This window comes from Parabacteroides sp. CH2-D42-20 (assembly GCF_003670185.1).
GTDB lineage: Bacteria > Bacteroidota > Bacteroidia > Bacteroidales > Tannerellaceae > Parabacteroides > Parabacteroides distasonis.
Genome location: NZ_RAYG01000002.1, coordinates 239,422 through 259,205, shown reverse-complemented (window position 1 = coordinate 259,205; position 19,784 = coordinate 239,422). Strand labels below are relative to the sequence as shown.

Sequence of the window (19,784 nt, the reverse complement as noted above, 5' to 3'; positions counted from 1 at the left end):
ATTTCGATGACATACGTTTCATTGGCCGCATTTGCTTGTGCTACAGCTAAATCCTGTGAAACGTGTGAAGGGTGAGCGGCACTACTTGATAAAGATTGCCATAGCGGGTGTGTTTACGCTCTATATGGAGGGCGGTCAGTACCTTTCCGAAATTGCTTGCCGTGCTACCGCACATGGCTGCTGGGTTCTTTTCCTTTAATATCTGGAAAATGGAGGCAGCTGATAGTGGATGTACATTTAGGTCTCCCGGACATGCGGCCCGGAAGCAGGCGTGGAACACATCTTCCTCGATCGGACGTTTATAGAAAGCCTCATTCGATCGCATGATCGCCTCCTCCTCTGCGGAGGTGAAACAATGGCGCTCTCCTTTTTGTAACTCGTTTTTCAGCTGGGCGTAGATTTGATCATGCTCGATACCTTCGCAATTAATCTTGCTTTGCACCTCCACGCATAGGAAACGGCGGCTTCCCGTGGGGTCGCTTAATAGGTTCTTCTGGTTTGTAGTGCCAATAAATGAGGCTAGGCGGGGTAGGGGGTGGAAATGCTTGGCGTGTGCCTTACGTACGTTCATCCCGGCCATCTGCATCCAATTTTTCAGCAAAGCCATTTTACGGTCGGGCAACCGGTCGAACTCATCGAGGTTGATGAGTCCGAACCCATCCATTGCGAGGCCAAGGCGAGCATCCAGCGATGAAACCCCTCCACCCATAACGGTTCTGAGGAGACCCGTCGTGCCAGATCGCTTACCCGGTCTTTCCCGTCCCATTCGGGTAACCGCTCCATATATTGCCGGAAAGGATGATACTCTTTTACTTCTTTTGAATATACGAAACGATTCACATCCCGATCCCAGCAATCGATCCCCGTCCGTCTTGCCTCCATGCAAATGCTATTTAGGTCACGTTGCGTCACCGGATAGAAGCGATCCGCTTCTGATCGTTTGTATCGATATTCAGTCTCCTCGCTCAACAAGTTGAAACGGAACTCGATGATTTCTTGGAGGAAAGTCTCCAGACTCTTTTGAAGGATTGAGTTATTGTCGCTAAATCGTTTGGCTTTACCTTCGGTTTGGTGTGGTATGGTGATTGGCCCGTTCGGTTTTAAGAAGCGAAGCCATAGCTGGCCTAAAAAATCCAATACAGTTTTCATGATACTATGTTTTAGAGGTTATTTTTACCGTTTTCTTCTGCGAATATATGTTGTTAACTTGAAGTTTTCCAAATATTTATATTATCATTTGAAATAAAAGTAATCTGTCCAAAATACTAGGAAGAACTCTTGTTTAGGTGGTATGAATGTAATACCTTTGTTAAGTGCCTATAATCTTTTCACCTATGTGAAAAGAACGTATCACAATCATGAAACGATCGTTTCACATAGGTGAAAAGATCATATCACCCTTGTGAAATGACTAATAGCATACGATGTTCCTATGAATAACCTTTTAATCTCATACTTGATATATGGCAGCAAAATATGACTTTTACAAGACTCCGGTATCGAAGGATAGCATGAAGCGTCCTCGTTTTCACGCACGTATCGTATCATCTGGCACGATCGATACGGATGATCTGGCCAAACGTATCCATGGTCGATGTACCGTCACGCCGGCAGACGTAGCTGCCGTGCTTATCTCTTTAAGCGAGGTGACAGCGGAATATTTGCGTGAAGGAAAACGTGTACATATCGATGGGTTGGGGTATTTGCAAGTCACGTTGCAATGCCCTGCCGTACAATCCACGCACGAGATACGTGCGGAGTCCATCCGTTTCAAGTCCGTGGCTTTCCGTCCCGAGGTAGAGCTGAAAGATAGCTTGAAGACGATGACGCTGGAACGAGCCAAGTACAAATCCCATTCCCGCCAATTGGAGCCTGATCGTATCGACCAATTGCTCGCAAGCTATTTTGCCGAGCATGAATATATGACCCGTGTTGCTTTCCAGCGGCTTTGCGGACTGACGAGTAGTACGGCCAGCCGCCGTCTGCATCAATTCGTCGAGGCGGGTAAATTGCGTGATATCGGCACCCGCCACCAGTCGCTTTACGTGCCAGTGAGGTAAATAGAGATAGTAAATGTTAAATATTAATAAATACAACAAGAGCCTACCTTGCCAAACGGGAACAAATATGTACCTTTGCACCGTTTTTAGTGCGGAGTATACGAAAAAAACAGGCACAACTTATTGATTGTCCGAAAATAATGCGTAACTTTGCGGCTCGAAATAGGAAAAGATTAGATAAATAATAATAACACATTCAAAGTTTAAAAAAAGAAAGAAATGCCTACAATTCAGCAATTAGTTAGAAAAGGAAGGGAAACTTTGGTGGAGAAGGGTAAATCACCCGCATTGGACGCTTGTCCTCAAAGACGTGGCGTTTGCGTACGTGTTTACACTACGACTCCGAAGAAACCTAACTCTGCAATGCGTAAAGTAGCGAGAGTACGTTTGACAAATGGTAAGGAAGTTAACTCCTATATTCCGGGAGAAGGACACAACTTGCAAGAGCACTCTATCGTATTGGTACGTGGTGGTCGTGTAAAGGACCTTCCGGGTGTGCGTTATCACATCGTACGTGGTACGTTGGATACAGCGGGTGTTAACGGCCGTACGCAAAGACGTTCCAAATATGGAGCTAAGCGTCCGAAACCGGGTCAAGCAGCAGCTGCCGCAAAAGGTAAGAAGAAGTAATTAATTACATGCCTTCAAACTGAGATTTAAATTTAAGTATTAAAACAGGTTTGAGTTATTTGGATAGGCTATAAGGTTGAGTAAATGGTTCAGCGGAACCGTTGAAGACAAATTAAAGGCAACCAACGACAAGAACAAATTTTTGAAAACAAAATGAGAAAAGCAAAACCAAAGAAAAGACAGATCCTTCCGGATCCTGTTTTCGGTGATGTAAAGGTTACGAGATTCGTTAACCATTTGATGTATGATGGCAAGAAAAATACTGCCTTCGAAATTTTCTATTCCGCTTTGGAAACCGTTAAGGGCAAATTGCCTAACGAGGAAAAGTCCGCTCTCGAAATTTGGAAAGCTGCGCTTGATAACATTACTCCTCAAGTCGAAGTTAAGTCACGCCGTGTAGGTGGTGCTACATTCCAAGTCCCTACTGAAATCCGCCCGGATCGTAAAGAGTCAATTTCTATGAAGAACCTTATTATCTTCGCACGTAAACGTGGAGGTAAGACTATGGCTGACAAGTTGTCTGCAGAGATTGTAGATGCTTTCAATAACCAAGGTGGCGCATTCAAAAGAAAAGAAGATATGCACCGTATGGCTGAGGCTAACCGTGCGTTCGCTCACTTCAGATTTTAATTTTTTAAGGCAATAAAAAGAATATGGCAAACAACGATAAGCAATTGATGTTCACTAGGAACATCGGTATCATGGCTCACATTGACGCTGGTAAGACAACGACTTCTGAACGTATCTTGTTTTACACAGGTTTGACACACAAGATCGGTGAGACTCATGATGGTACTGCTACAATGGACTGGATGGCGCAGGAGCAGGAGCGTGGTATCACGATTACTTCCGCTGCTACGACTACATTCTGGAACTATTTGGGCAACCGTTATAAAATCAACTTGATTGACACTCCGGGACACGTAGACTTCACGGTTGAGGTTGAACGTTCTCTTCGTGTATTGGATGGTGCTGTTGCTACATTCTGTGCCGTAGGTGGTGTTGAGCCCCAGTCTGAGACTGTATGGCGTCAGGCTGATAAATATAATGTGCCTCGTATCGGTTACGTTAACAAGATGGACCGCTCGGGTGCAAACTACTATGAGGTAGTACGCCAATTGAAGGACGTATTAGGAGCTAATCCTTGTCCGATCCAGATCCCTATCGGAGCTGAGGAGACTTTCAAGGGTGTTGTCGACTTGATCAAGATGAAGGCTATTTTCTGGCACGATGAGACTATGGGTGCCGAGTATAGCGTAGAGGAGATCCCGGCAGACTTGCAAGCTGAGGCTGAGGAGTGGCGCGACAAGATGCTTGAGGCTTTGGCTGAGTGCGACGACGCTATCATGGAGAAATACTTCGATGATCCTTCTACGATCACGGAAGAGGAGATCATGGTTGCTATCCGCAAGGGTACGTTGGCTATGCAGATCAACCCTATGACTTGTGGTTCTTCTTTCAAGAACAAAGGTGTACAGACTTTATTGGATGCAGTTTGCGCGTTTTTGCCTTCTCCTGAAGATACTCCGGCTATCGAGGGTACGGATCCTTCAGATCCTGATAAAATAATCACTCGTAAACCTTTGTTCGAGGAGCCGTTGACGGCGTTGGCATTTAAGATCGCTACCGACCCGTATGTAGGTCGTTTGTGCTTCTTCCGTGTATACGCAGGTTCTATCAACGCTGGTTCTTATGTGTTGAACACTCGTTCCGGAAAGAAAGAGCGTATCTCACGTTTGTTCCAGATGCACTCTAACAAGCAGAACCCGATGGAGGTGATTGGTTGTGGTGATATCGGCGCAGGTGTTGGTTTCAAGGATATCCGTACAGGTGATACACTTTGCGACGAAAACCATCCGATCACATTGGAGTCTATGGAATTCCCGGAACCGGTTATCGGTATCGCAGTAGAGCCTAAGACTCAGAAAGACATGGATAAGTTGGGTATGGGCTTGGCTAAGTTGGCCGAGGAGGATCCTACTTTCCGCGTACAGACAAACGAGGAGACAGGTCAGACCGTTATTAGCGGTATGGGTGAGCTTCACTTGGATATCATCATCGACCGTTTGCGTCGTGAGTTCAAGGTTGAATGTAACCAAGGCCGTCCGCAGGTTACTTATAAGGAGGCTATCACGCAGCCGGTTGAGCTTCGCGAGGTTTACAAAAAGCAATCTGGAGGTCGTGGTAAGTTCGCAGATATCATCGTTCGTATGGAGCCGGCAGACGAGAGCTTCGAGGGTACTTTGCAATTCATCGATGAGGTGAAGGGTGGTAACATTCCTAAGGAATTCATCCCGTCCGTACAGAAAGGTTTCGAGAAGGCTATGAAGAACGGTGTGTTGGCAGGTTATCCGCTTGACAAGTTGAAAGTGACTTTGATCGATGGTTCTTTCCACCCGGTAGACTCAGACCAGTTGTCATTCGAGATCGCCGCTATCCAAGCGTTCAAGAACGCTTCCGCCAAGGCAGGTCCTGTATTGATGGAGCCGATCATGCAGATGGAGGTTGTTACTCCAGAAGAGAGCATGGGTGACGTTATCGGTGACTTGAACAAGCGTCGTGGACAAGTTGAGGGTATGGAGACTAGCCGTACGGGAGCCCGTATCGTGAAGGCTAAGGTTCCATTGGCTGAGACATTCGGTTATGTGACAGCTTTGCGTACGATTACTTCAGGTCGCGCTACATCTTCAATGCAGTTCTCACACTACGCTCAAGTATCCTCTTCTATCGCTAAGCAAGTATTGACAGAGGTGCAAGGTCGCGTTGATTTGATCAAATAATATTTAGAAACATATAATAAATATGAGCCAAAAGATCAGAATTAAATTGAAGTCTTACGATTATTCTCTGGTAGACAAGTCTGCCGAGAAGATCGTAAAGACGGTAAAGGCTACAGGTGCTATCGTTAGCGGTCCTATACCTCTTCCTACGCACAAACGTATCTTTACAGTGAACCGCTCTACTTTCGTTAACAAGAAATCTCGTGAGCAGTTCGAACTCTCTTCTTATAAGAGATTAATCGATATCTATAGCTCAACTGCGAAGACAGTTGACGCTTTGATGAAGCTAGAATTACCTAGCGGTGTAGAAGTAGAAATTAAAGTGTAAGTTTTTAACAATTAGTGAAATGCCAGGATTATTAGGAAAAAAAATCGGAATGACATCCGTTTTCAGTGCCGAGGGAAAAAATCTTCCATGCACTGTTATCGAAGTGGGTCCTTGTGTGGTTACACAGATCAAGACTTTGGAGAAAGATGGCTATGAAGCTGTACAGTTGGGTTTCCAAGAGAAGAAAGAGAAGCACACGACACAGCCTGAGATGGGTCACTTCAAGAAAGCCGGTGTAGCACCTCAAAGACACTTGGCCGAGTTCAAGAATTTCGAAACTGAGTACAAGTTGGGTGACGTGATCACTGTAGACTTCTTGGAAGACGCAGGTTTCGTGGATGTAGTGGGTACATCAAAGGGTAAAGGTTTCCAAGGTGTAGTAAAACGTCATGGTTTTGGTGGTGTAGGTCAGACTACTCACGGTCAGCATAACCGTGCTCGTAAGCCGGGTTCTATCGGTGCTTGTTCTTACCCCGCAAAGGTATTTAAGGGCATGCGAATGGGCGGCCAGATGGGTAACGAACGTGTAACCGTTCAGAATCTTCAAGTGATCAAGGTAATGCCGGAACACAACCTTTTATTGGTAAAGGGATCTGTTCCAGGAGCAAAAGGTTCAATCTTATTAATTGAAAAGTAATGGAACTGAGCGTATTTAATATTAAAGGTGAAGATACCGGAAGAAAGGTAACTTTGAACGATGCGATCTTCGGCATTGAACCCAACGATCATGCTATTTACTTGGACGTAAAGCAGTATTTGGCAAATCAACGTCAGGGAACGCATAAGTCTAAAGAGAGAAGCGAAGTATCTGGTAGTACACGTAAGCTGATCCGTCAGAAAGGTGGTGGTGGCGCACGTCGTGGTGATATCAACTCTCCGGTGTTGGTTGGTGGTGGCCGTGTATTCGGTCCGAAGCCTCGTGATTATGAGTTCAAGCTGAACAAGAAAGTAAAATCTTTGGCTCGTAAGTCAGCATTGAGCTACAAGGCAAAGAACAATGCGATTGTTGTCGTAGAGGATTTCACAATGGAAGCTCCTAAGACTAAAGAATTTATAACAATTGCTAAAAACTTGAAAGTGGCTGATAAAAAGTTACTTATGGTTTTACCGGAGAAGAATAATTTAGTATATTTGTCCGCTCGAAATTTAGAGAAGGCAAGTGTAATAACTGCTTCTGAACTAAATACATACGCTGTGTTAAACGCTGTTAATTTGGTTTTAACGGAAAGTTCAGTCGCTGTTGTTGAACAAAATTTTAAAGCATAAGGAGTAGAATAATGGGAATTATTATTAAGCCTATAGTAACTGAGAAACAAACAGCGATCACAGAGAAATTTCCGAATCGCTATGGTTTTCGTGTTTCTCCTGATGCCAACAAATTGGAGATAAAGAAAGCTGTAGAGGACATGTACAGTGTTACAGTAGTTGATGTTAACACCATCAACTACTCTGGAAAGCGTAAAAGCCGTTATACAAAATCAGGTATCATCAACGGCAAGCAAGCTGCTTTCAAGAAAGCGATCGTAACGTTGAAAGAAGGAGAAACAATTGATTTCTTTAGTAATATCTAAAAAGAGAAATGGGAATACGTAAATTAAAGCCCACGACACCGGGGCAGAGACACAAAGTTATTGGTGCATTTGATAAAATCACTGCAAGTACACCAGAGAAGTCTCTTGTAGTAGGTAAGAAGAGTACAGGTGGACGTAACAACACTGGTAAGATGACAATGCGTTATATCGGTGGTGGTCACAAACAAAAGTACAGAATTATCGATTTCAAGAGAAACAAAGATGGCATTCCTGCGACAGTAAAGTCTATCGAGTATGATCCTAACCGTTCATCTCGTATCGCTTTGTTGTATTACGCTGACGGAGCAAAGAGCTATATCATCGCTCCGAACGGATTGGAAGTTGGCCAAACAGTGGTTTCAGGTAGCGACGCCGCTCCTGAGGTAGGTAATACTTTGCCTATGGCAAATATTCCCGTTGGTACTATTATTCACAATATTGAGCTTCGTCCTGGACAGGGTGCCAAAATGGTACGTTCCGCAGGTGCATTCGCTCAGCTGACTTCAAAGGAAGGCGCTTATGCGATTATTAAGATGCCTTCTGGTGAAACTAGAAAGATTCTTGCGGCTTGTAAGGCTACAATTGGCGCAGTTGGCAACTCAGACCATGCTCTTGAAAAATCAGGTAAGGCCGGTCGCTCTAGATGGTTAGGTCGTCGTCCTCGTAACCGTGGTGTTGTTATGAACCCGGTTGATCACCCAATGGGTGGTGGTGAAGGTCGTTCTTCCGGAGGTCATCCTAGATCCCGTAATGGCTTATATGCTAAGGGCTTGAAGACTAGAGCTCCTAAGAAGCATTCTTCAAAGTATATTATTGAAAGAAGAAAGAAATAATCTGATTAATTAAGTAAACTATGAGTCGTTCGCTAAAAAAAGGCCCGTATATTAATGTAAAGCTTGAGAAGAAAGTTCTGGCAATGAATGAGTCAGGAAAGAAAGCCGTAGTTAAGACATGGGCAAGAGCTTCAATGATTTCGCCTGATTTCGTAGGCCATACTATTGCAGTTCATAATGGAAATAAATTTATTCCTGTTTTCGTAACCGAGAATATGGTAGGTCACAAGTTGGGAGAGTTCTCACCGACACGTACTTTCCGCGGTCACGCCGGTAACAAGAAGAAATAATATCGGTAGTAACAGGAATTCAGGAATCTGAAAATAAAAAGAATCGAATAAAATGGGTGCTAGAAAAAGAATATCAGCTGAAGCAAGAAAAGAAGCCCAAAAGACCATGTATTTCGCGAAGTTGAACAATGTTCCTACCTCTCCTCGTAAGATGCGTTTGGTAGCAGACATGATTCGCGGTATGGAAGTATTCCGTGCGCTTGGTGTTTTGAAGTTTTCTAACAAGGAAGCTGCAGCAAGAGTAGAAAAATTGCTTCGTTCAGCAATCGCAAACTGGGAACAGAAAAATGAACGTAAAGCAGAAGCAGGAGAGTTATGCGTATCTTCAATCAGCGTTGATTGCGCTACTACGTTGAAGAGAATGCGTCCGGCTCCTCAAGGAAGAGGTTACAGAATTCGTAAACGCTCGAACCACGTAACTCTGTTTGTTGATACACTTAGTAAAAACGATAGTCAAAATTAATTTGTAGATGGGACAAAAGGTTAATCCGATTAGTAATCGTTTAGGAATTATCCGTGGTTGGGATTCCAATTGGTATGGCGGTAAGAATTACGGGGATACTTTGCTGGAAGATAGCAAAATCCGTAAATATTTGAATGCCCGTCTTGCAAAAGCTAGTGTATCTCGTATCGTTATTGAACGTACGCTTAAGTTGATCACGATCACTGTTTGTACGTCGCGTCCGGGTATCATCATCGGTAAAGGTGGTCAGGAAGTTGATAAGTTGAAGGAAGAGTTGAAGAAGATCACTGATAAAGAAGTGCAGATCAACATCTTCGAGGTGAAGAGACCTGAATTGGACGCTGTTATCGTAGCAAACAACATCGCACGTCAGCTTGAAGGTAAAATCGCATATCGTCGCGCGGTAAAGATGGCTATCGCCTCTACCATGAGAATGGGCGCCGAGGGTATAAAGATTCAAATCTCTGGTCGTTTGAATGGCGCTGAAATGGCTCGTTCGGAAATGTATAAGGAAGGAAGAACTCCGTTGCACACTCTTAGAGCAGATATTGACTATGCTTTGGCTGAGGCCTTGACAAAAGTTGGTTTGCTGGGTGTTAAGGTTTGGATCTGCCGTGGTGAGGTTTATGGCAAGCGCGATCTTGCTCCTTCTTTCACTGCTACCAAGGAGACAGGCCGTAGAAACGACAATGCCGGTGGCAACAGAGACAAGAACTTCAAGAGAAAAAGAGCTAATCGTTAAACGTTAGAATTTAAGTAGAGATGTTACAACCAAAGAAAACCAAGTTCAGAAGACAGCAGAAAGGTCGCATGAAGGGCGAAGCTCAACGTGGCAACCAGCTGGCCTTCGGTTCTTTTGGAATAAAGTCATTAGAGAATAAATGGATTACCGGTCGTCAGATCGAGGCTGCCCGTATCGCCGTTACACGTTATATGCAACGTCAGGGTCAGGTTTGGGTTCGTATCTTCCCGGATAAGCCAATCACGAAGAAGCCTGCAGAGGTTCGTATGGGTAAAGGTAAAGGTAATCCCGAGGGATTTGTTGCGCCTGTTACTCCGGGTCGTCTGATTTTCGAGATCGAAGGTGTTCCCTTTGATATCGCTAAGGAAGCGTTGCGCCTTGCCGCACAAAAACTTCCGGTTACAACCAAGTTTGTTGTGAGACGTGATTATGACATGCAAAATCAAAATGCGTAATTGTTATGAAGATTGCAGAAATTAGAGAACTAAGCACGAAAGAGTTGCTAGAGAGAGTAGATGCAGAGGTTGCGGCCTATGATCAGAAGAAGATTAACCATAGCATCTCGCCTATGGATAATCCTTCTCAGATTAAACAGCAACGCAGATTGATTGCGCGCATGAAAACAGAATTGCGCCAGAGAGAACTTAACAACAAATAATTGAGCCTGATGGAAACTAGAAATTTAAGAAAAGAAAGAACGGGCGTGGTAACGAGCAACAAGATGGATAAAAGCATCACGGTTGCCATTAAATGGAAGGAAAAACACCCCATTTATGGAAAGTTCGTTAGTAAGACGAAGAAATATCATGCTCACGACGAAAATAACGAATGCAACATTGGCGATACCGTAAAGATTATGGAGACTCGTCCTTTGAGCAAGACTAAAAGATGGAGATTAGTTCAAATAATCGAAAGGGCTAAGTAAGATGATACAACAAGAATCAAGACTAGTAGTAGCAGATAACAGTGGAGCTAAGGAAGCTTTGTGTATCCGTGTTTTGGGCGGTACGAGAAAGCGTTATGCCACTGTAGGTGATGTGATCGTAGTAGCAATCAAAAGCGTAATCCCAGCTAGCGACGTTAAGAAGGGTGCTGTTTCTAAGGCTATCATCGTTCGTACTAAGAAAGAGATCCGCCGTCCGGATGGTTCTTATATCCGTTTCGATGATAACGCTTGCGTATTATTGAATGCCGGTGGCGATATCCGTGGTAGCCGTATCTTCGGTCCGGTTGCCAGAGAGCTTCGTGCAACAAACATGAAAATTGTATCACTTGCACCTGAAGTGCTTTAATCTCGTAAAATTTAAAGTAATGAGTAAATTACATATCAAAAAAGGCGATATAGTATTTGTTAATGCCGGCGAGGACAAAGGTAAGACAGGTCGTGTTTTACAGGTACTTGTAAAAGATAATCGTGCGATTGTCGAAGGTATTAATGTGGTATCAAAGCATACCAAGCCTAATGCGAAGAATCCTCAAGGAGGAATCGAAAAGAAGGAAGCTCCTATTCATCTTTCTAACCTTAACGTGGTTGACCCGAAATCTGGTAAAGCTACACGTATCGGCCGTAAGTTGAATGAGAAGGGTGCTTTAGTGCGTTATTCTAAAAAATCAGGGGAGGAAATTAAGTAATGAGCAATACTGCCAGTCTTAAGAAAGAATACCAAGACAGAATTGTTCCTGCCTTAACGAAGGAGTTCGGTTACAAATCCGTGATGCAGGTACCTGTTTTGAAGAAAATCGTGATTAATCAGGGATTAGGTATGGCTACGGCTGACAAGAAGATCATCGATATCGCTATCAGCGAGTTGTCTACGATCACCGGTCAAAAAGCTGTCGCTACCGTATCTAAAAAGGATATCTCTAACTTTAAGTTGCGTAAGAAGATGCCGATCGGTGTGATGGTGACATTACGTCGTGAGCAGATGTACGAGTTCTTGGAGAGACTTGTTCGTGTCGCTCTTCCTCGTATCCGCGACTTCAAGGGAATTGAGAGTAAGTTAGACGGAAGAGGCAATTATACACTCGGTATTCAGGAACAAATCATTTTTCCTGAAATAAATATCGATAATATTACCAAAATATTGGGAATGAATATTACCTTTGTGACCTCTGCGAAAACAGACGAAGAAGGTTATGCTCTTTTGAGAGAATTTGGATTGCCTTTTAAAAACGGAAAAAAAGACTAAGTAGTTATGGCTAAGGAATCAATGAAGGCCCGTGAGGTTAAAAGAGCAAAGCTTGTTGCTAAGTATGCCGCTAAAAGAGCTCAGCTTAAGGCAGAAGGTAACTATGAGGCTTTGCAGGCTTTACCTAAAAATGCTTCTCCTGTACGTTTGCACAACCGTTGCAAGATTACAGGACGTCCGAAAGGGTATGTACGCCAGTTCGGTATTTCTCGTATCCAATTGCGTGAAATGGCATCTAATGGTTTAATCCCGGGTGTAAAGAAAGCAAGTTGGTAAGAGTTTTTTTAGTTTAAATATTGTCCGGGTGGCCGGATCAATTTAATTAATTATTTATATGACAGATCCTATTGCAGATTATTTGACAAGATTGCGTAACGCAATCAAAGCGAAGCACAGAGTTGTTGAGGTGCCGGCGTCAAATTTAAAGAAAGAGATCACTAAGATCCTTTTCGACAAGGGCTACATTCTTAATTTTAAGTTTGTAGAGGATGGTCCTCAAGGTACGATCAAGATCGCCTTGAAGTATGACCTAGTAAACAAAGTTAATGCGATTAAGAAACTTGAGAGAGTTTCTACGCCCGGTTTGCGTAAGTACACTGGTTACAAAGAAATGCCGAGAGTATTGAATGGTTTAGGTATTGCTGTTCTTTCTACTTCTAAAGGTGTGATGACTGACAAAGAGGCCCGCGATCTGAAGATCGGTGGCGAGGTATTATGTTACGTTTATTAATTAGGAGGGAAGAAGAATGTCAAGAATAGGAAAATTACCAATTCATGTACCGGCTGGTGTTACAGTTACAATTAAGGATAATGTAGTAACAGTTAAAGGCCCTAAAGGTGAACTTGTACAGGAAGTGAATCCTGATATTAACGTTACTTTGGAAGACGGAGTTATCCATTTAACAAGACCTACTGATGATAAGAATCATCGTGCGTTACACGGTTTGTATCGCTCTTTGATCAACAACATGGTTGTTGGCTGCTCAGAGGGATATAAGAAGGAGCTTGAGTTAGTAGGTGTTGGTTACCGTGTTTCAAATACAGGTCAGTTATTGGATCTTTCTTTAGGTTATACTCACAATATCTATTTGCAGTTGCCGAAGGAAGTGAAAGTTGAGACGAAGTCTGAGAGAAATAAGAACCCTCTTATTATCCTTGAATCGGCTGACAAACAATTATTAGGTCAGATTTGTGCGAAGATCCGTTCATTCAGAATGCCTGAACCGTATAAAGGTAAGGGTATTAAGTTCGTGGGTGAAGAGATTCGCAGAAAGTCTGGTAAGTCAGCAGGTAAGTAATCTACGTAAACTGAAATTATCATGACAACGAAGCTAGAAAGAAGATTAAAAATAAAAGCAGGCGTACGCGGCAAAATCTCAGGAACTACTGAGCGTCCGCGCCTGACTGTGTTTAGAAGCAACAAGCAAATCTACGCACAGGTGATAGATGATACTACAGGCAAGACTTTAGCCGCTGCTTCATCTTTGAAATTAGATGTTAAGGCTCCGAAAAAGGAGATCGCTGCTAAGGTTGGTGAATTAATCGCTAAAGGCGCTCAGGAAGCTGGCGTTCAGACAGTGGTTTTCGACCGTAATGGTTACCTGTATCACGGGAGAATTAAAGAATTAGCAGATGCTGCACGTAACGGCGGCCTTAAATTTTAATGAAGATGGCAAATAATAGAGTTAAATCGACCAACGACTTAGAGTTGAAGGACAGACTGGTTGCAATCAACCGTGTAACTAAGGTTACAAAAGGTGGACGTACATTCAGTTTTGCTGCTATCGTTGTAGTAGGAAACGAGGATGGTATCGTTGGCTGGGGATTAGGTAAAGCCGGTGAGGTAACGACAGCTATCGCTAAAGGTGTAGAAGCAGCTAAGAAGAACTTGATCAAGGTTCCGGTACACAAAGGTACGATCCCTCACGAACAATTAGCTAAATTCGGTGGTGCTCAAGTGCTGATTAGACCGGCATCTCACGGTACCGGTGTTAAGGCTGGTGGTGCTATGCGTGCCGTATTGGAGAGCGTAGGTATTACAGACGTTTTGGCAAAATCTAAAGGTTCTTCCAACCCTCATAACTTGGTGAAAGCTACTATCGCTGCGCTAGGTGAGTTGAGAAGCCCGTTCGATGTTGCTCAGAACAGAGGTGTTGCTGTTGAAAAAGTATTTAGAGGTTAATTAGGGAGGATAAGTTTATGGCGACTATTAAAGTAAAGCAAGTTAAAAGTAGAATTAAATGCCCGAAAGACCAAAAGAGAACGCTTGACGCACTAGGGCTGAGAAAGATGAACCAGATTGTAGAGCATGAAGCTAATCCGGCGATCTTAGGTATGGTTGAGAAAGTGAAACATTTGGTTTCTGTAGAAAAGTAATAATTGGTTGAAAAAATAAATTATACGATATGAATTTATCAAATTTAAAACCGGCTGAAGGATCTACCAAGACCAGAAAAAGAATCGGACGTGGTCCGGGTTCAGGATTAGGCGGAACTTCAACAAGAGGTCATAAAGGTGCCAAGTCTAGATCTGGTTACAAGAACAAGATTGGTTTCGAAGGTGGTCAGATGCCTATTCAAAGACGTTTGCCTAAATTCGGTTTCAAGAATATTAACCGTGTAGAATATAAAGCTATTAATATCGATACTTTGCAACAAATGGCAGAGGCTAAGCAATTGACTAAGATTGGTATTAATGAATTGATGGAGGCTGGTTTCATCTCTTCTTCTCAAGTGGTTAAAATTCTTGGTAACGGTAGCTTGACCGCTAAGTTAGAGGTTGAGGCTCACGCTTTCTCTAAGAGCGCAGAGGCAGCTATCCAAGCCGCAGGTGGAACAGTTGTTAAACTCTAAGTCATGAGAGCTGTTGAAACAATCAAGAATATCTGGAAGATTGAGGATCTGAGAAATCGGATCCTCACCACTCTTTTATTGGTGGCTATATACCGTTTTGGTACGTATGTAGTGCTTCCGGGTATCGATCCCAAAGCGTTGACCGCTTTACAGGAGCAGACAAGAGGCGGATTGCTTGCACTGTTGGATATGTTCTCAGGTGGAGCCTTTTCTAACGCATCTATTTTTGCGTTGGGAATCATGCCATATATCTCCGCTTCAATTGTTATGCAGTTGTTAGCCATCGCAGTTCCTTCTTTCCAAAAATTGCAGAGAGAGGGTGAGAGTGGCCGTAGAAAAATCAATCAGTGGACTCGTTACTTGACGATAGCGATCTTGTTATTCCAAGGTCCTACTTACTTGGTGAATTTAAGCGTTCAGCTTAAGGCTGCCGGCGCTGCTTTACCGGGTGGTATTTGGTTCACGATCTCATCTACGATCATTTTGGCTGCGGGAAGTATGTTTATCTTATGGCTAGGTGAAAGAATTACAGATAAAGGTGTTGGAAATGGTATTTCATTTATCATTTTAGTTGGTATTATAGCCCGTCTGCCGCACTCTTTGTTCCAAGAATTCGTTTCTAGAACAAGTGAGAAAACCGGTGGTCTGGTTATGTTCTTATTTGAGATGTTGTTCCTTTTGCTTGTTATCGCTGGTGCGATTTTATTGGTACAAGGTACTCGTAAGGTCCCCGTGCAATACGCAAAAAGGATTATCGGTAATAAACAATATGGTGGCGCACGTCAGTATATCCCTTTGAAGGTGAATGCCGCTAACGTAATGCCTATCATCTTCGCTCAGGCGATCATGTTTATTCCTATCTCAATTGTAGGTTTCTCTAGTACGGGAGAGCAGAGCGGTTTTTGGGCTGCTTTCATGGATAATACGGGATTTTGGTACAACTTCGTGTTTGCGGTGTTGATTATCCTGTTTACGTATTTCTATACGGCTATCACGATCAATCCGACCCAGATGTCAGATGATTTGAAGAGAAACAATGGTTTTATTCCGGGTGTGAAACCGGGTAAGAATACCAAAGACTATCTGGATACCATTATGGACCGTATTACTTTGCCGGGTGCTTTTTTCCTTGCGTTGGTTGCTATCATGCCCGCTTTCGCTAGAATTGCCGGTGTAAGTATGGAGTTCTCCCAATTCTTTGGTGGTACATCTTTGTTGATTTTGGTTGGTGTGGTGTTGGATACATTGCAGCAAGTTGAAAGTCATTTGCTAATGCGTCATTATGACGGTTTGTTGAAGTCAGGAAGAATTAAAGGCCGTACAGGCTCTGTTGCCGCTTATTAATAGAATGATCTATTTAAAGACAGATGAAGAGATTGAGTTGATGCGTGAGGCTAATCAACTGGTGGGTAAGACACTTGGCGAGGTAGCTAAGCATATTGTCCCCGGAGTCTCCACACTTCAACTTGATAAGATTGCGGAAGAGTTCATTAGAGATAATGGTGCTGTTCCGGCTTTTTTGGGATATGGTGGTTTCCCTAATTCAATATGTGCCTCAGTGAATGATCAGGTGGTGCATGGTATTCCTTCTTCTAAGATGATCTTGAAAGAGGGTGACGTGATCTCTGTGGATTGTGGGACGATATTGAATGGTTTTGTCGGTGACTCCGCTTACACTTTCTGTGTAGGTGAGGTTGCGCCGGAAGTGAAGAAATTGTTGAAAGCGACGAAGGATTCACTTTATTTAGGTATCCAATGTGCTGTTGAAGGTCACCGTTTGGGTGATATCAGTAATGCGATTCAGACTTATTGCGAGTCTCAAGGTTACTCTGTCGTAAGAGAGCTGGTGGGACATGGTATAGGTCGGAAAATGCATGAGGAACCGGAAGTGCCTAATTATGGCAGACGTGGATGCGGACCGTTATTGCGTAACGGAATGTGTATCTGCATCGAGCCGATGATCAACATGGGAAGCAAGAACGTTGCATTTGAGAAAGACGGATGGACGGTTCGCACAAAGGACAGAAAGCCTTCTGCTCATTTCGAGCATTGTATCGCTATACGTCCGGATGGTCCCCAGATCTTATCTTCATTTAAGTTTTTAGAGGAAGTTCTAGGAGAAAACGCAATTTAATTGGATTTATATGGCTAAACAATCAGCAATAGAGAAAGATGGAGTAATTGTAGAAGCATTGTCAAACGCGATGTTTCGTGTAGAATTGGAGAACGGACATGAAATTACCGCTCATATCTCAGGAAAGATGCGTATGCATTACATTAAGATCCTTCCGGGGGATAAGGTAAGAGTAGAAATGTCTCCGTATGATCTATCGAAAGGTAGAATTGCTTTTAGATACAAATAAAATTAAACACGATATGAAAGTAAGAGCATCTTTAAAGAAGCGTACACCTGAGTGCAAGATAGTAAGAAGAAAGGGTCGCTTATACGTAATTAACAAGAAAAATCCTAAGTATAAACAACGTCAAGGATAATTTATTATTTTTGCAAAATAATCTAAGTAAGTAATATGGCTATAAGAATAGTTGGTGTAGACTTGCCACAAAATAAAAGAGGAGAAATCGCTTTGACTTATATCTATGGTATTGGTCGTAGCGCTGCAAAATCCGTATTAGATAAGGCTGGGGTTGATCGTGATATCAAAGTTAAGGATTGGACAGACGATCAAGCCGCAAAAGTTCGTGAAGTCATTGGCGCTGAGTACAAGGTTGAAGGTGACCTTCGTTCAGAAGTTCAGTTGAACATCAAGCGTCTGATGGATATTGGTTGCTACAGAGGTGTTCGTCACCGTGTTGGTCTGCCTTTGAGAGGCCAAAGCACAAAGAACAACGCTCGTACTCGTAAGGGTAAGAAGAAAACTGTTGCAAATAAGAAAAAAGCTACTAAATAATAAGAGTTAATATGGCAAAGAAAACAGTCGCAGCAAAGAAGAGAAACGTAAAAGTTGACGCTTACGGTCAAGCTCATATTCATTCTTCTTTTAACAACATTATTGTGTCTTTAGCGAATAGCGAAGGACAAGTAATCAGCTGGTCTTCCGCTGGTAAGATGGGATTCAGAAGCTCTAAGAAGAATACTCCTTATGCAGCTCAGATGGCAGCACAGGATTGCGCTAAAGTAGCTTATGATCTTGGTTTAAGAAAGGTGAAAGTATTCGTTAAGGGTCCGGGTAACGGTCGTGAGTCCGCTATCAGAACGATCCATGGCGCAGGTATCGAGGTAACAGAAATCGTTGATGTTACACCGCTTCCTCATAACGGGTGTCGTCCTCCGAAAAAGAGAAGAGTATAATTAATTATAGTTTCTTAAACATTGAATCCGGAATTGTGAATAGATTGCATATTGACCTTATCCTCTCTGTAATCGCGGCTGCACGGTTCCAGATTCAAACAGAACATTTAAAAAAATAAAAAAATGGCAAGATATACTGGACCAAGAACAAGAATTGCCCGTAAGTTTGGTGAGGCAATATTCGGTGCGGATAAAGTTCTTTCTAAGAAGAACTATCCTCCTGGACAACATGGTAACTCCAGAAAAAGAAAAACTTCTGAATACGGTATCCAGCTTCGTGAGAAGCAAAAAGCAAAATACACTTATGGCGTATTGGAGAAGCAATTTAGAAACTTATTCGAAAAAGCTTCACGCTCTAAAGGTATTACCGGTGAGGTGCTTCTTCAATTGTTAGAAGGCCGTCTTGACAATATGGTTTATCGTTTGGGTATGGCCCCGACAAGAGCCGCAGCTCGTCAGTTGGTTTCTCATCGTCACATTACAGTAGACGGAAGTGTTGTAAACATTCCTTCTTACTCTGTAAAACCCGGTCAGGTTATTGGTGTTAGAGAAAAATCTAAATCCATGGAGGTTATTGCCGACGCATTGTCAGGCTTCAACCACAGCAAGTATCCTTGGATTGAGTGGGATCAGTCTTCAATGAGCGGAAAATTACTGCATCTGCCGGAAAGAACTGACATTCCTGAAAACATTAAAGAGCAGTTGATCGTAGAATTGTATTCTAAATAATAATTGATTTCCATGGCGATATTAGCATTTCAAAAACCCGATAAAGTATTAATGTTGGAAGCGGACAATTTCTTCGGAAAGTTTGAATTTCGTCCGTTGGAACCCGGCTATGGTATTACAATAGGTAATGCTTTACGTCGTATTCTCCTGTCGTCACTTGAAGGTTTTGCTATTACATCCATTAAGATCGACGGGGTTGACCATGAATTTGGTACAATCCCGGGTGTTATCGAGGATGTAACAAACATTATCTTGAATCTGAAGCAAGTTCGTTTCAAGCATATCGTAGACGACATCGAGAATGAAAAAGTGAGTATTACTGTTTCGGGTTCGGAAGTGTTCAAAGCCGGTGATATTGGTAAGCAACTGACTGGATTCGAGATCTTGAATCCAGATTTGGTTATTTGCCGCTTGGATCCGACCGCAAGTTTCCAGATTGAATTGACTATTAATAAAGGTCGCGGTTATGTACCCGCAGATGAGAACAGAGACCCGAACGCAGATATGCATGTGATCGCTATCGACTCTATCTTCACTCCGATACGTAACGTAAAATATTCAATCGAGAACTTCCGTGTTGAACAGAAGACGGACTACGAGAAGTTGGTTCTTGAAATAGCCACAGATGGTTCTATTCATCCGAAGGAAGCGTTGAAGGAAGCAGCGAAGATTCTGATTCATCATTTCATGTTGTTCTCAGATGAAAAGATTGCGATCGAGACAGCGGATACTGAAGGCAATGAAGAGTTCGATGAAGAAGTACTTCATATGCGTCAGTTGCTTAAGAGCAAGCTGGCTGATATGGACCTTTCCGTTCGTGCATTGAATTGCTTAAAGGCCGCAGATGTTGAAACATTAGGTGAGTTGGTTAAGTTCAATAAGAATGATTTGTTGAAATTCCGTAACTTCGGTAAGAAGTCGCTCACTGAACTTGATGAACTGCTTGAGAGCTTGAACCTTTCATTCGGTATGGATATCACAAAATATAAATTAGATAAAGAGTAAGT

At 42.9% G+C, this 19,784-nt stretch carries 35 protein-coding genes; 33 read left to right on the top strand and 2 right to left on the bottom strand.

Annotated features, from left to right (window positions below):
- Positions 1–46: 46 nt before the first annotated feature.
- Both D7V92_RS22365 and D7V92_RS22360 read right to left on the bottom strand, forming a co-directional pair.
- On the bottom strand, positions 47–664 hold the full coding sequence (locus tag D7V92_RS22365) for a DUF3874 domain-containing protein (protein ID WP_232285188.1): 618 nt from the start codon (positions 662–664) through the stop codon (positions 47–49).
- On the bottom strand, positions 595–1,149 hold the full coding sequence (locus D7V92_RS22360; RefSeq protein ID WP_034532073.1) for a hypothetical protein: 555 nt from the start codon (positions 1,147–1,149) through the stop codon (positions 595–597). The genes D7V92_RS22365 and D7V92_RS22360 overlap by 70 nt, the downstream gene beginning before the upstream one ends.
- 314 nt (positions 1,150–1,463) lie before the next feature.
- On the opposite strand from D7V92_RS22360, the gene D7V92_RS02735 reads away from it, so the two are divergent.
- The 33 genes from D7V92_RS02735 (at position 1,464) to D7V92_RS02575 (ending at position 19,782) form a co-directional block, all read left to right on the top strand.
- Positions 1,464–2,060, top strand: a complete 597-nt coding sequence (locus tag D7V92_RS02735) for an HU family DNA-binding protein (RefSeq protein WP_036618427.1) — start codon at positions 1,464–1,466, stop codon at positions 2,058–2,060.
- 219 nt (positions 2,061–2,279) lie between these two features.
- Complete coding sequence (gene rpsL / locus D7V92_RS02730) at positions 2,280–2,690, top strand: 30S ribosomal protein S12 (RefSeq protein WP_005853956.1); 411 nt, start codon at positions 2,280–2,282, stop codon at positions 2,688–2,690.
- Positions 2,691–2,843: 153 nt separating this feature from the next.
- Positions 2,844–3,320 carry a 30S ribosomal protein S7 gene (gene rpsG / locus D7V92_RS02725; RefSeq protein WP_005853957.1) on the top strand — a complete coding sequence of 159 codons (477 nt, stop codon included), beginning with the start codon at positions 2,844–2,846 and terminating at the stop codon, positions 3,318–3,320.
- 23 nt (positions 3,321–3,343) lie between these two features.
- A complete protein-coding gene (gene fusA, locus D7V92_RS02720; RefSeq protein WP_005853959.1) occupies positions 3,344–5,470 on the top strand; it encodes an elongation factor G in 2,127 nt (708 codons plus the stop codon).
- Between the two features lie 22 nt (positions 5,471–5,492).
- A complete protein-coding gene (rpsJ, locus tag D7V92_RS02715) occupies positions 5,493–5,798 on the top strand; it encodes a 30S ribosomal protein S10 (RefSeq protein ID WP_005853961.1) in 306 nt (101 codons plus the stop codon).
- Positions 5,799–5,817: 19 nt separating this feature from the next.
- On the top strand, positions 5,818–6,435 hold the full coding sequence (rplC, locus tag D7V92_RS02710; protein ID WP_005853963.1) for a 50S ribosomal protein L3: 618 nt from the start codon (positions 5,818–5,820) through the stop codon (positions 6,433–6,435).
- Positions 6,435–7,064: a 50S ribosomal protein L4 gene (gene rplD / locus D7V92_RS02705; protein WP_005853966.1), complete on the top strand. Its 630-nt coding sequence runs from the start codon at positions 6,435–6,437 to the stop codon at positions 7,062–7,064. Before rplC ends, rplD begins: the two co-directional genes overlap by 1 nt.
- Positions 7,065–7,075: 11 nt before the next feature.
- Positions 7,076–7,369: a 50S ribosomal protein L23 gene (rplW, locus tag D7V92_RS02700; protein WP_005853968.1), complete on the top strand. Its 294-nt coding sequence runs from the start codon at positions 7,076–7,078 to the stop codon at positions 7,367–7,369.
- Positions 7,370–7,377: 8 nt separating this feature from the next.
- Entirely contained in the window at positions 7,378–8,202 is an 825-nt protein-coding gene (gene rplB, locus D7V92_RS02695) for a 50S ribosomal protein L2 (RefSeq protein ID WP_005853970.1), read from the top strand.
- A gap of 20 nt (positions 8,203–8,222) precedes the next feature.
- Positions 8,223–8,492 (top strand): 30S ribosomal protein S19, encoded by a 270-nt coding sequence (gene rpsS, locus D7V92_RS02690; RefSeq protein WP_005634738.1) that lies wholly within the window; start codon positions 8,223–8,225, stop codon positions 8,490–8,492.
- A 52-nt stretch (positions 8,493–8,544) separates the two neighbouring features.
- The gene (gene rplV, locus D7V92_RS02685; protein ID WP_005853972.1) at positions 8,545–8,955 is read left to right on the top strand and encodes a 50S ribosomal protein L22; all 411 of its coding nucleotides are present in this window, start codon (positions 8,545–8,547) and stop codon (positions 8,953–8,955) included.
- Between the two features lie 7 nt (positions 8,956–8,962).
- Positions 8,963–9,697, top strand: coding sequence for a 30S ribosomal protein S3 (gene rpsC / locus D7V92_RS02680; protein WP_008773760.1), 735 nt, complete (start codon positions 8,963–8,965; stop codon positions 9,695–9,697).
- Between the two features lie 20 nt (positions 9,698–9,717).
- Positions 9,718–10,152 (top strand): 50S ribosomal protein L16, encoded by a 435-nt coding sequence (gene rplP / locus D7V92_RS02675; protein WP_005853976.1) that lies wholly within the window; start codon positions 9,718–9,720, stop codon positions 10,150–10,152.
- 5 nt (positions 10,153–10,157) lie between these two features.
- Positions 10,158–10,355 carry a 50S ribosomal protein L29 gene (gene rpmC, locus D7V92_RS02670; RefSeq protein WP_005853979.1) on the top strand — a complete coding sequence of 66 codons (198 nt, stop codon included), beginning with the start codon at positions 10,158–10,160 and terminating at the stop codon, positions 10,353–10,355.
- A 9-nt stretch (positions 10,356–10,364) separates the two neighbouring features.
- The gene (gene rpsQ, locus D7V92_RS02665) at positions 10,365–10,622 is read left to right on the top strand and encodes a 30S ribosomal protein S17 (protein ID WP_008773759.1); all 258 of its coding nucleotides are present in this window, start codon (positions 10,365–10,367) and stop codon (positions 10,620–10,622) included.
- A gap of 1 nt (position 10,623) precedes the next feature.
- Positions 10,624–10,989, top strand: coding sequence for a 50S ribosomal protein L14 (rplN, locus tag D7V92_RS02660; RefSeq protein WP_005853982.1), 366 nt, complete (start codon positions 10,624–10,626; stop codon positions 10,987–10,989).
- Positions 10,990–11,008: 19 nt separating this feature from the next.
- Positions 11,009–11,329 (top strand): 50S ribosomal protein L24, encoded by a 321-nt coding sequence (gene rplX / locus D7V92_RS02655; protein WP_005853984.1) that lies wholly within the window; start codon positions 11,009–11,011, stop codon positions 11,327–11,329.
- The gene (rplE, locus tag D7V92_RS02650) at positions 11,329–11,886 is read left to right on the top strand and encodes a 50S ribosomal protein L5 (protein WP_005853986.1); all 558 of its coding nucleotides are present in this window, start codon (positions 11,329–11,331) and stop codon (positions 11,884–11,886) included. Before rplX ends, rplE begins: the two co-directional genes overlap by 1 nt.
- 6 nt (positions 11,887–11,892) lie before the next feature.
- On the top strand, positions 11,893–12,162 hold the full coding sequence (gene rpsN, locus D7V92_RS02645; protein ID WP_005853988.1) for a 30S ribosomal protein S14: 270 nt from the start codon (positions 11,893–11,895) through the stop codon (positions 12,160–12,162).
- A gap of 58 nt (positions 12,163–12,220) precedes the next feature.
- Complete coding sequence (rpsH, locus tag D7V92_RS02640; RefSeq protein ID WP_005634758.1) at positions 12,221–12,616, top strand: 30S ribosomal protein S8; 396 nt, start codon at positions 12,221–12,223, stop codon at positions 12,614–12,616.
- A 16-nt stretch (positions 12,617–12,632) separates the two neighbouring features.
- On the top strand, positions 12,633–13,184 hold the full coding sequence (rplF, locus tag D7V92_RS02635) for a 50S ribosomal protein L6 (RefSeq protein ID WP_005853990.1): 552 nt from the start codon (positions 12,633–12,635) through the stop codon (positions 13,182–13,184).
- A 21-nt stretch (positions 13,185–13,205) separates the two neighbouring features.
- The gene (rplR, locus tag D7V92_RS02630; RefSeq protein ID WP_005853992.1) at positions 13,206–13,550 is read left to right on the top strand and encodes a 50S ribosomal protein L18; all 345 of its coding nucleotides are present in this window, start codon (positions 13,206–13,208) and stop codon (positions 13,548–13,550) included.
- A complete protein-coding gene (gene rpsE / locus D7V92_RS02625; RefSeq protein ID WP_008773758.1) occupies positions 13,550–14,068 on the top strand; it encodes a 30S ribosomal protein S5 in 519 nt (172 codons plus the stop codon). Before rplR ends, rpsE begins: the two co-directional genes overlap by 1 nt.
- Positions 14,069–14,085: 17 nt before the next feature.
- The gene (gene rpmD / locus D7V92_RS02620) at positions 14,086–14,262 is read left to right on the top strand and encodes a 50S ribosomal protein L30 (protein WP_005853996.1); all 177 of its coding nucleotides are present in this window, start codon (positions 14,086–14,088) and stop codon (positions 14,260–14,262) included.
- Positions 14,263–14,291: 29 nt separating this feature from the next.
- Positions 14,292–14,738: a 50S ribosomal protein L15 gene (gene rplO, locus D7V92_RS02615; RefSeq protein WP_005853999.1), complete on the top strand. Its 447-nt coding sequence runs from the start codon at positions 14,292–14,294 to the stop codon at positions 14,736–14,738.
- A 3-nt stretch (positions 14,739–14,741) separates the two neighbouring features.
- Positions 14,742–16,082, top strand: a complete 1,341-nt coding sequence (gene secY, locus D7V92_RS02610) for a preprotein translocase subunit SecY (RefSeq protein ID WP_005854004.1) — start codon at positions 14,742–14,744, stop codon at positions 16,080–16,082.
- A gap of 4 nt (positions 16,083–16,086) precedes the next feature.
- A complete protein-coding gene (map, locus tag D7V92_RS02605) occupies positions 16,087–16,872 on the top strand; it encodes a type I methionyl aminopeptidase (RefSeq protein ID WP_005867121.1) in 786 nt (261 codons plus the stop codon).
- Between the two features lie 10 nt (positions 16,873–16,882).
- Complete coding sequence (gene infA, locus D7V92_RS02600) at positions 16,883–17,101, top strand: translation initiation factor IF-1 (protein WP_005854007.1); 219 nt, start codon at positions 16,883–16,885, stop codon at positions 17,099–17,101.
- A gap of 13 nt (positions 17,102–17,114) precedes the next feature.
- A complete protein-coding gene (ykgO, locus tag D7V92_RS02595; RefSeq protein WP_005645768.1) occupies positions 17,115–17,231 on the top strand; it encodes a type B 50S ribosomal protein L36 in 117 nt (38 codons plus the stop codon).
- Between the two features lie 35 nt (positions 17,232–17,266).
- Positions 17,267–17,647, top strand: a complete 381-nt coding sequence (gene rpsM / locus D7V92_RS02590; protein WP_008779937.1) for a 30S ribosomal protein S13 — start codon at positions 17,267–17,269, stop codon at positions 17,645–17,647.
- An 11-nt stretch (positions 17,648–17,658) separates the two neighbouring features.
- Positions 17,659–18,048: a 30S ribosomal protein S11 gene (gene rpsK / locus D7V92_RS02585; RefSeq protein WP_005634781.1), complete on the top strand. Its 390-nt coding sequence runs from the start codon at positions 17,659–17,661 to the stop codon at positions 18,046–18,048.
- A gap of 123 nt (positions 18,049–18,171) precedes the next feature.
- A complete protein-coding gene (gene rpsD, locus D7V92_RS02580) occupies positions 18,172–18,777 on the top strand; it encodes a 30S ribosomal protein S4 (RefSeq protein WP_005867123.1) in 606 nt (201 codons plus the stop codon).
- A 12-nt stretch (positions 18,778–18,789) separates the two neighbouring features.
- Positions 18,790–19,782, top strand: a complete 993-nt coding sequence (locus tag D7V92_RS02575) for a DNA-directed RNA polymerase subunit alpha (protein WP_005867125.1) — start codon at positions 18,790–18,792, stop codon at positions 19,780–19,782.
- Positions 19,783–19,784 lie beyond the last annotated feature (2 nt).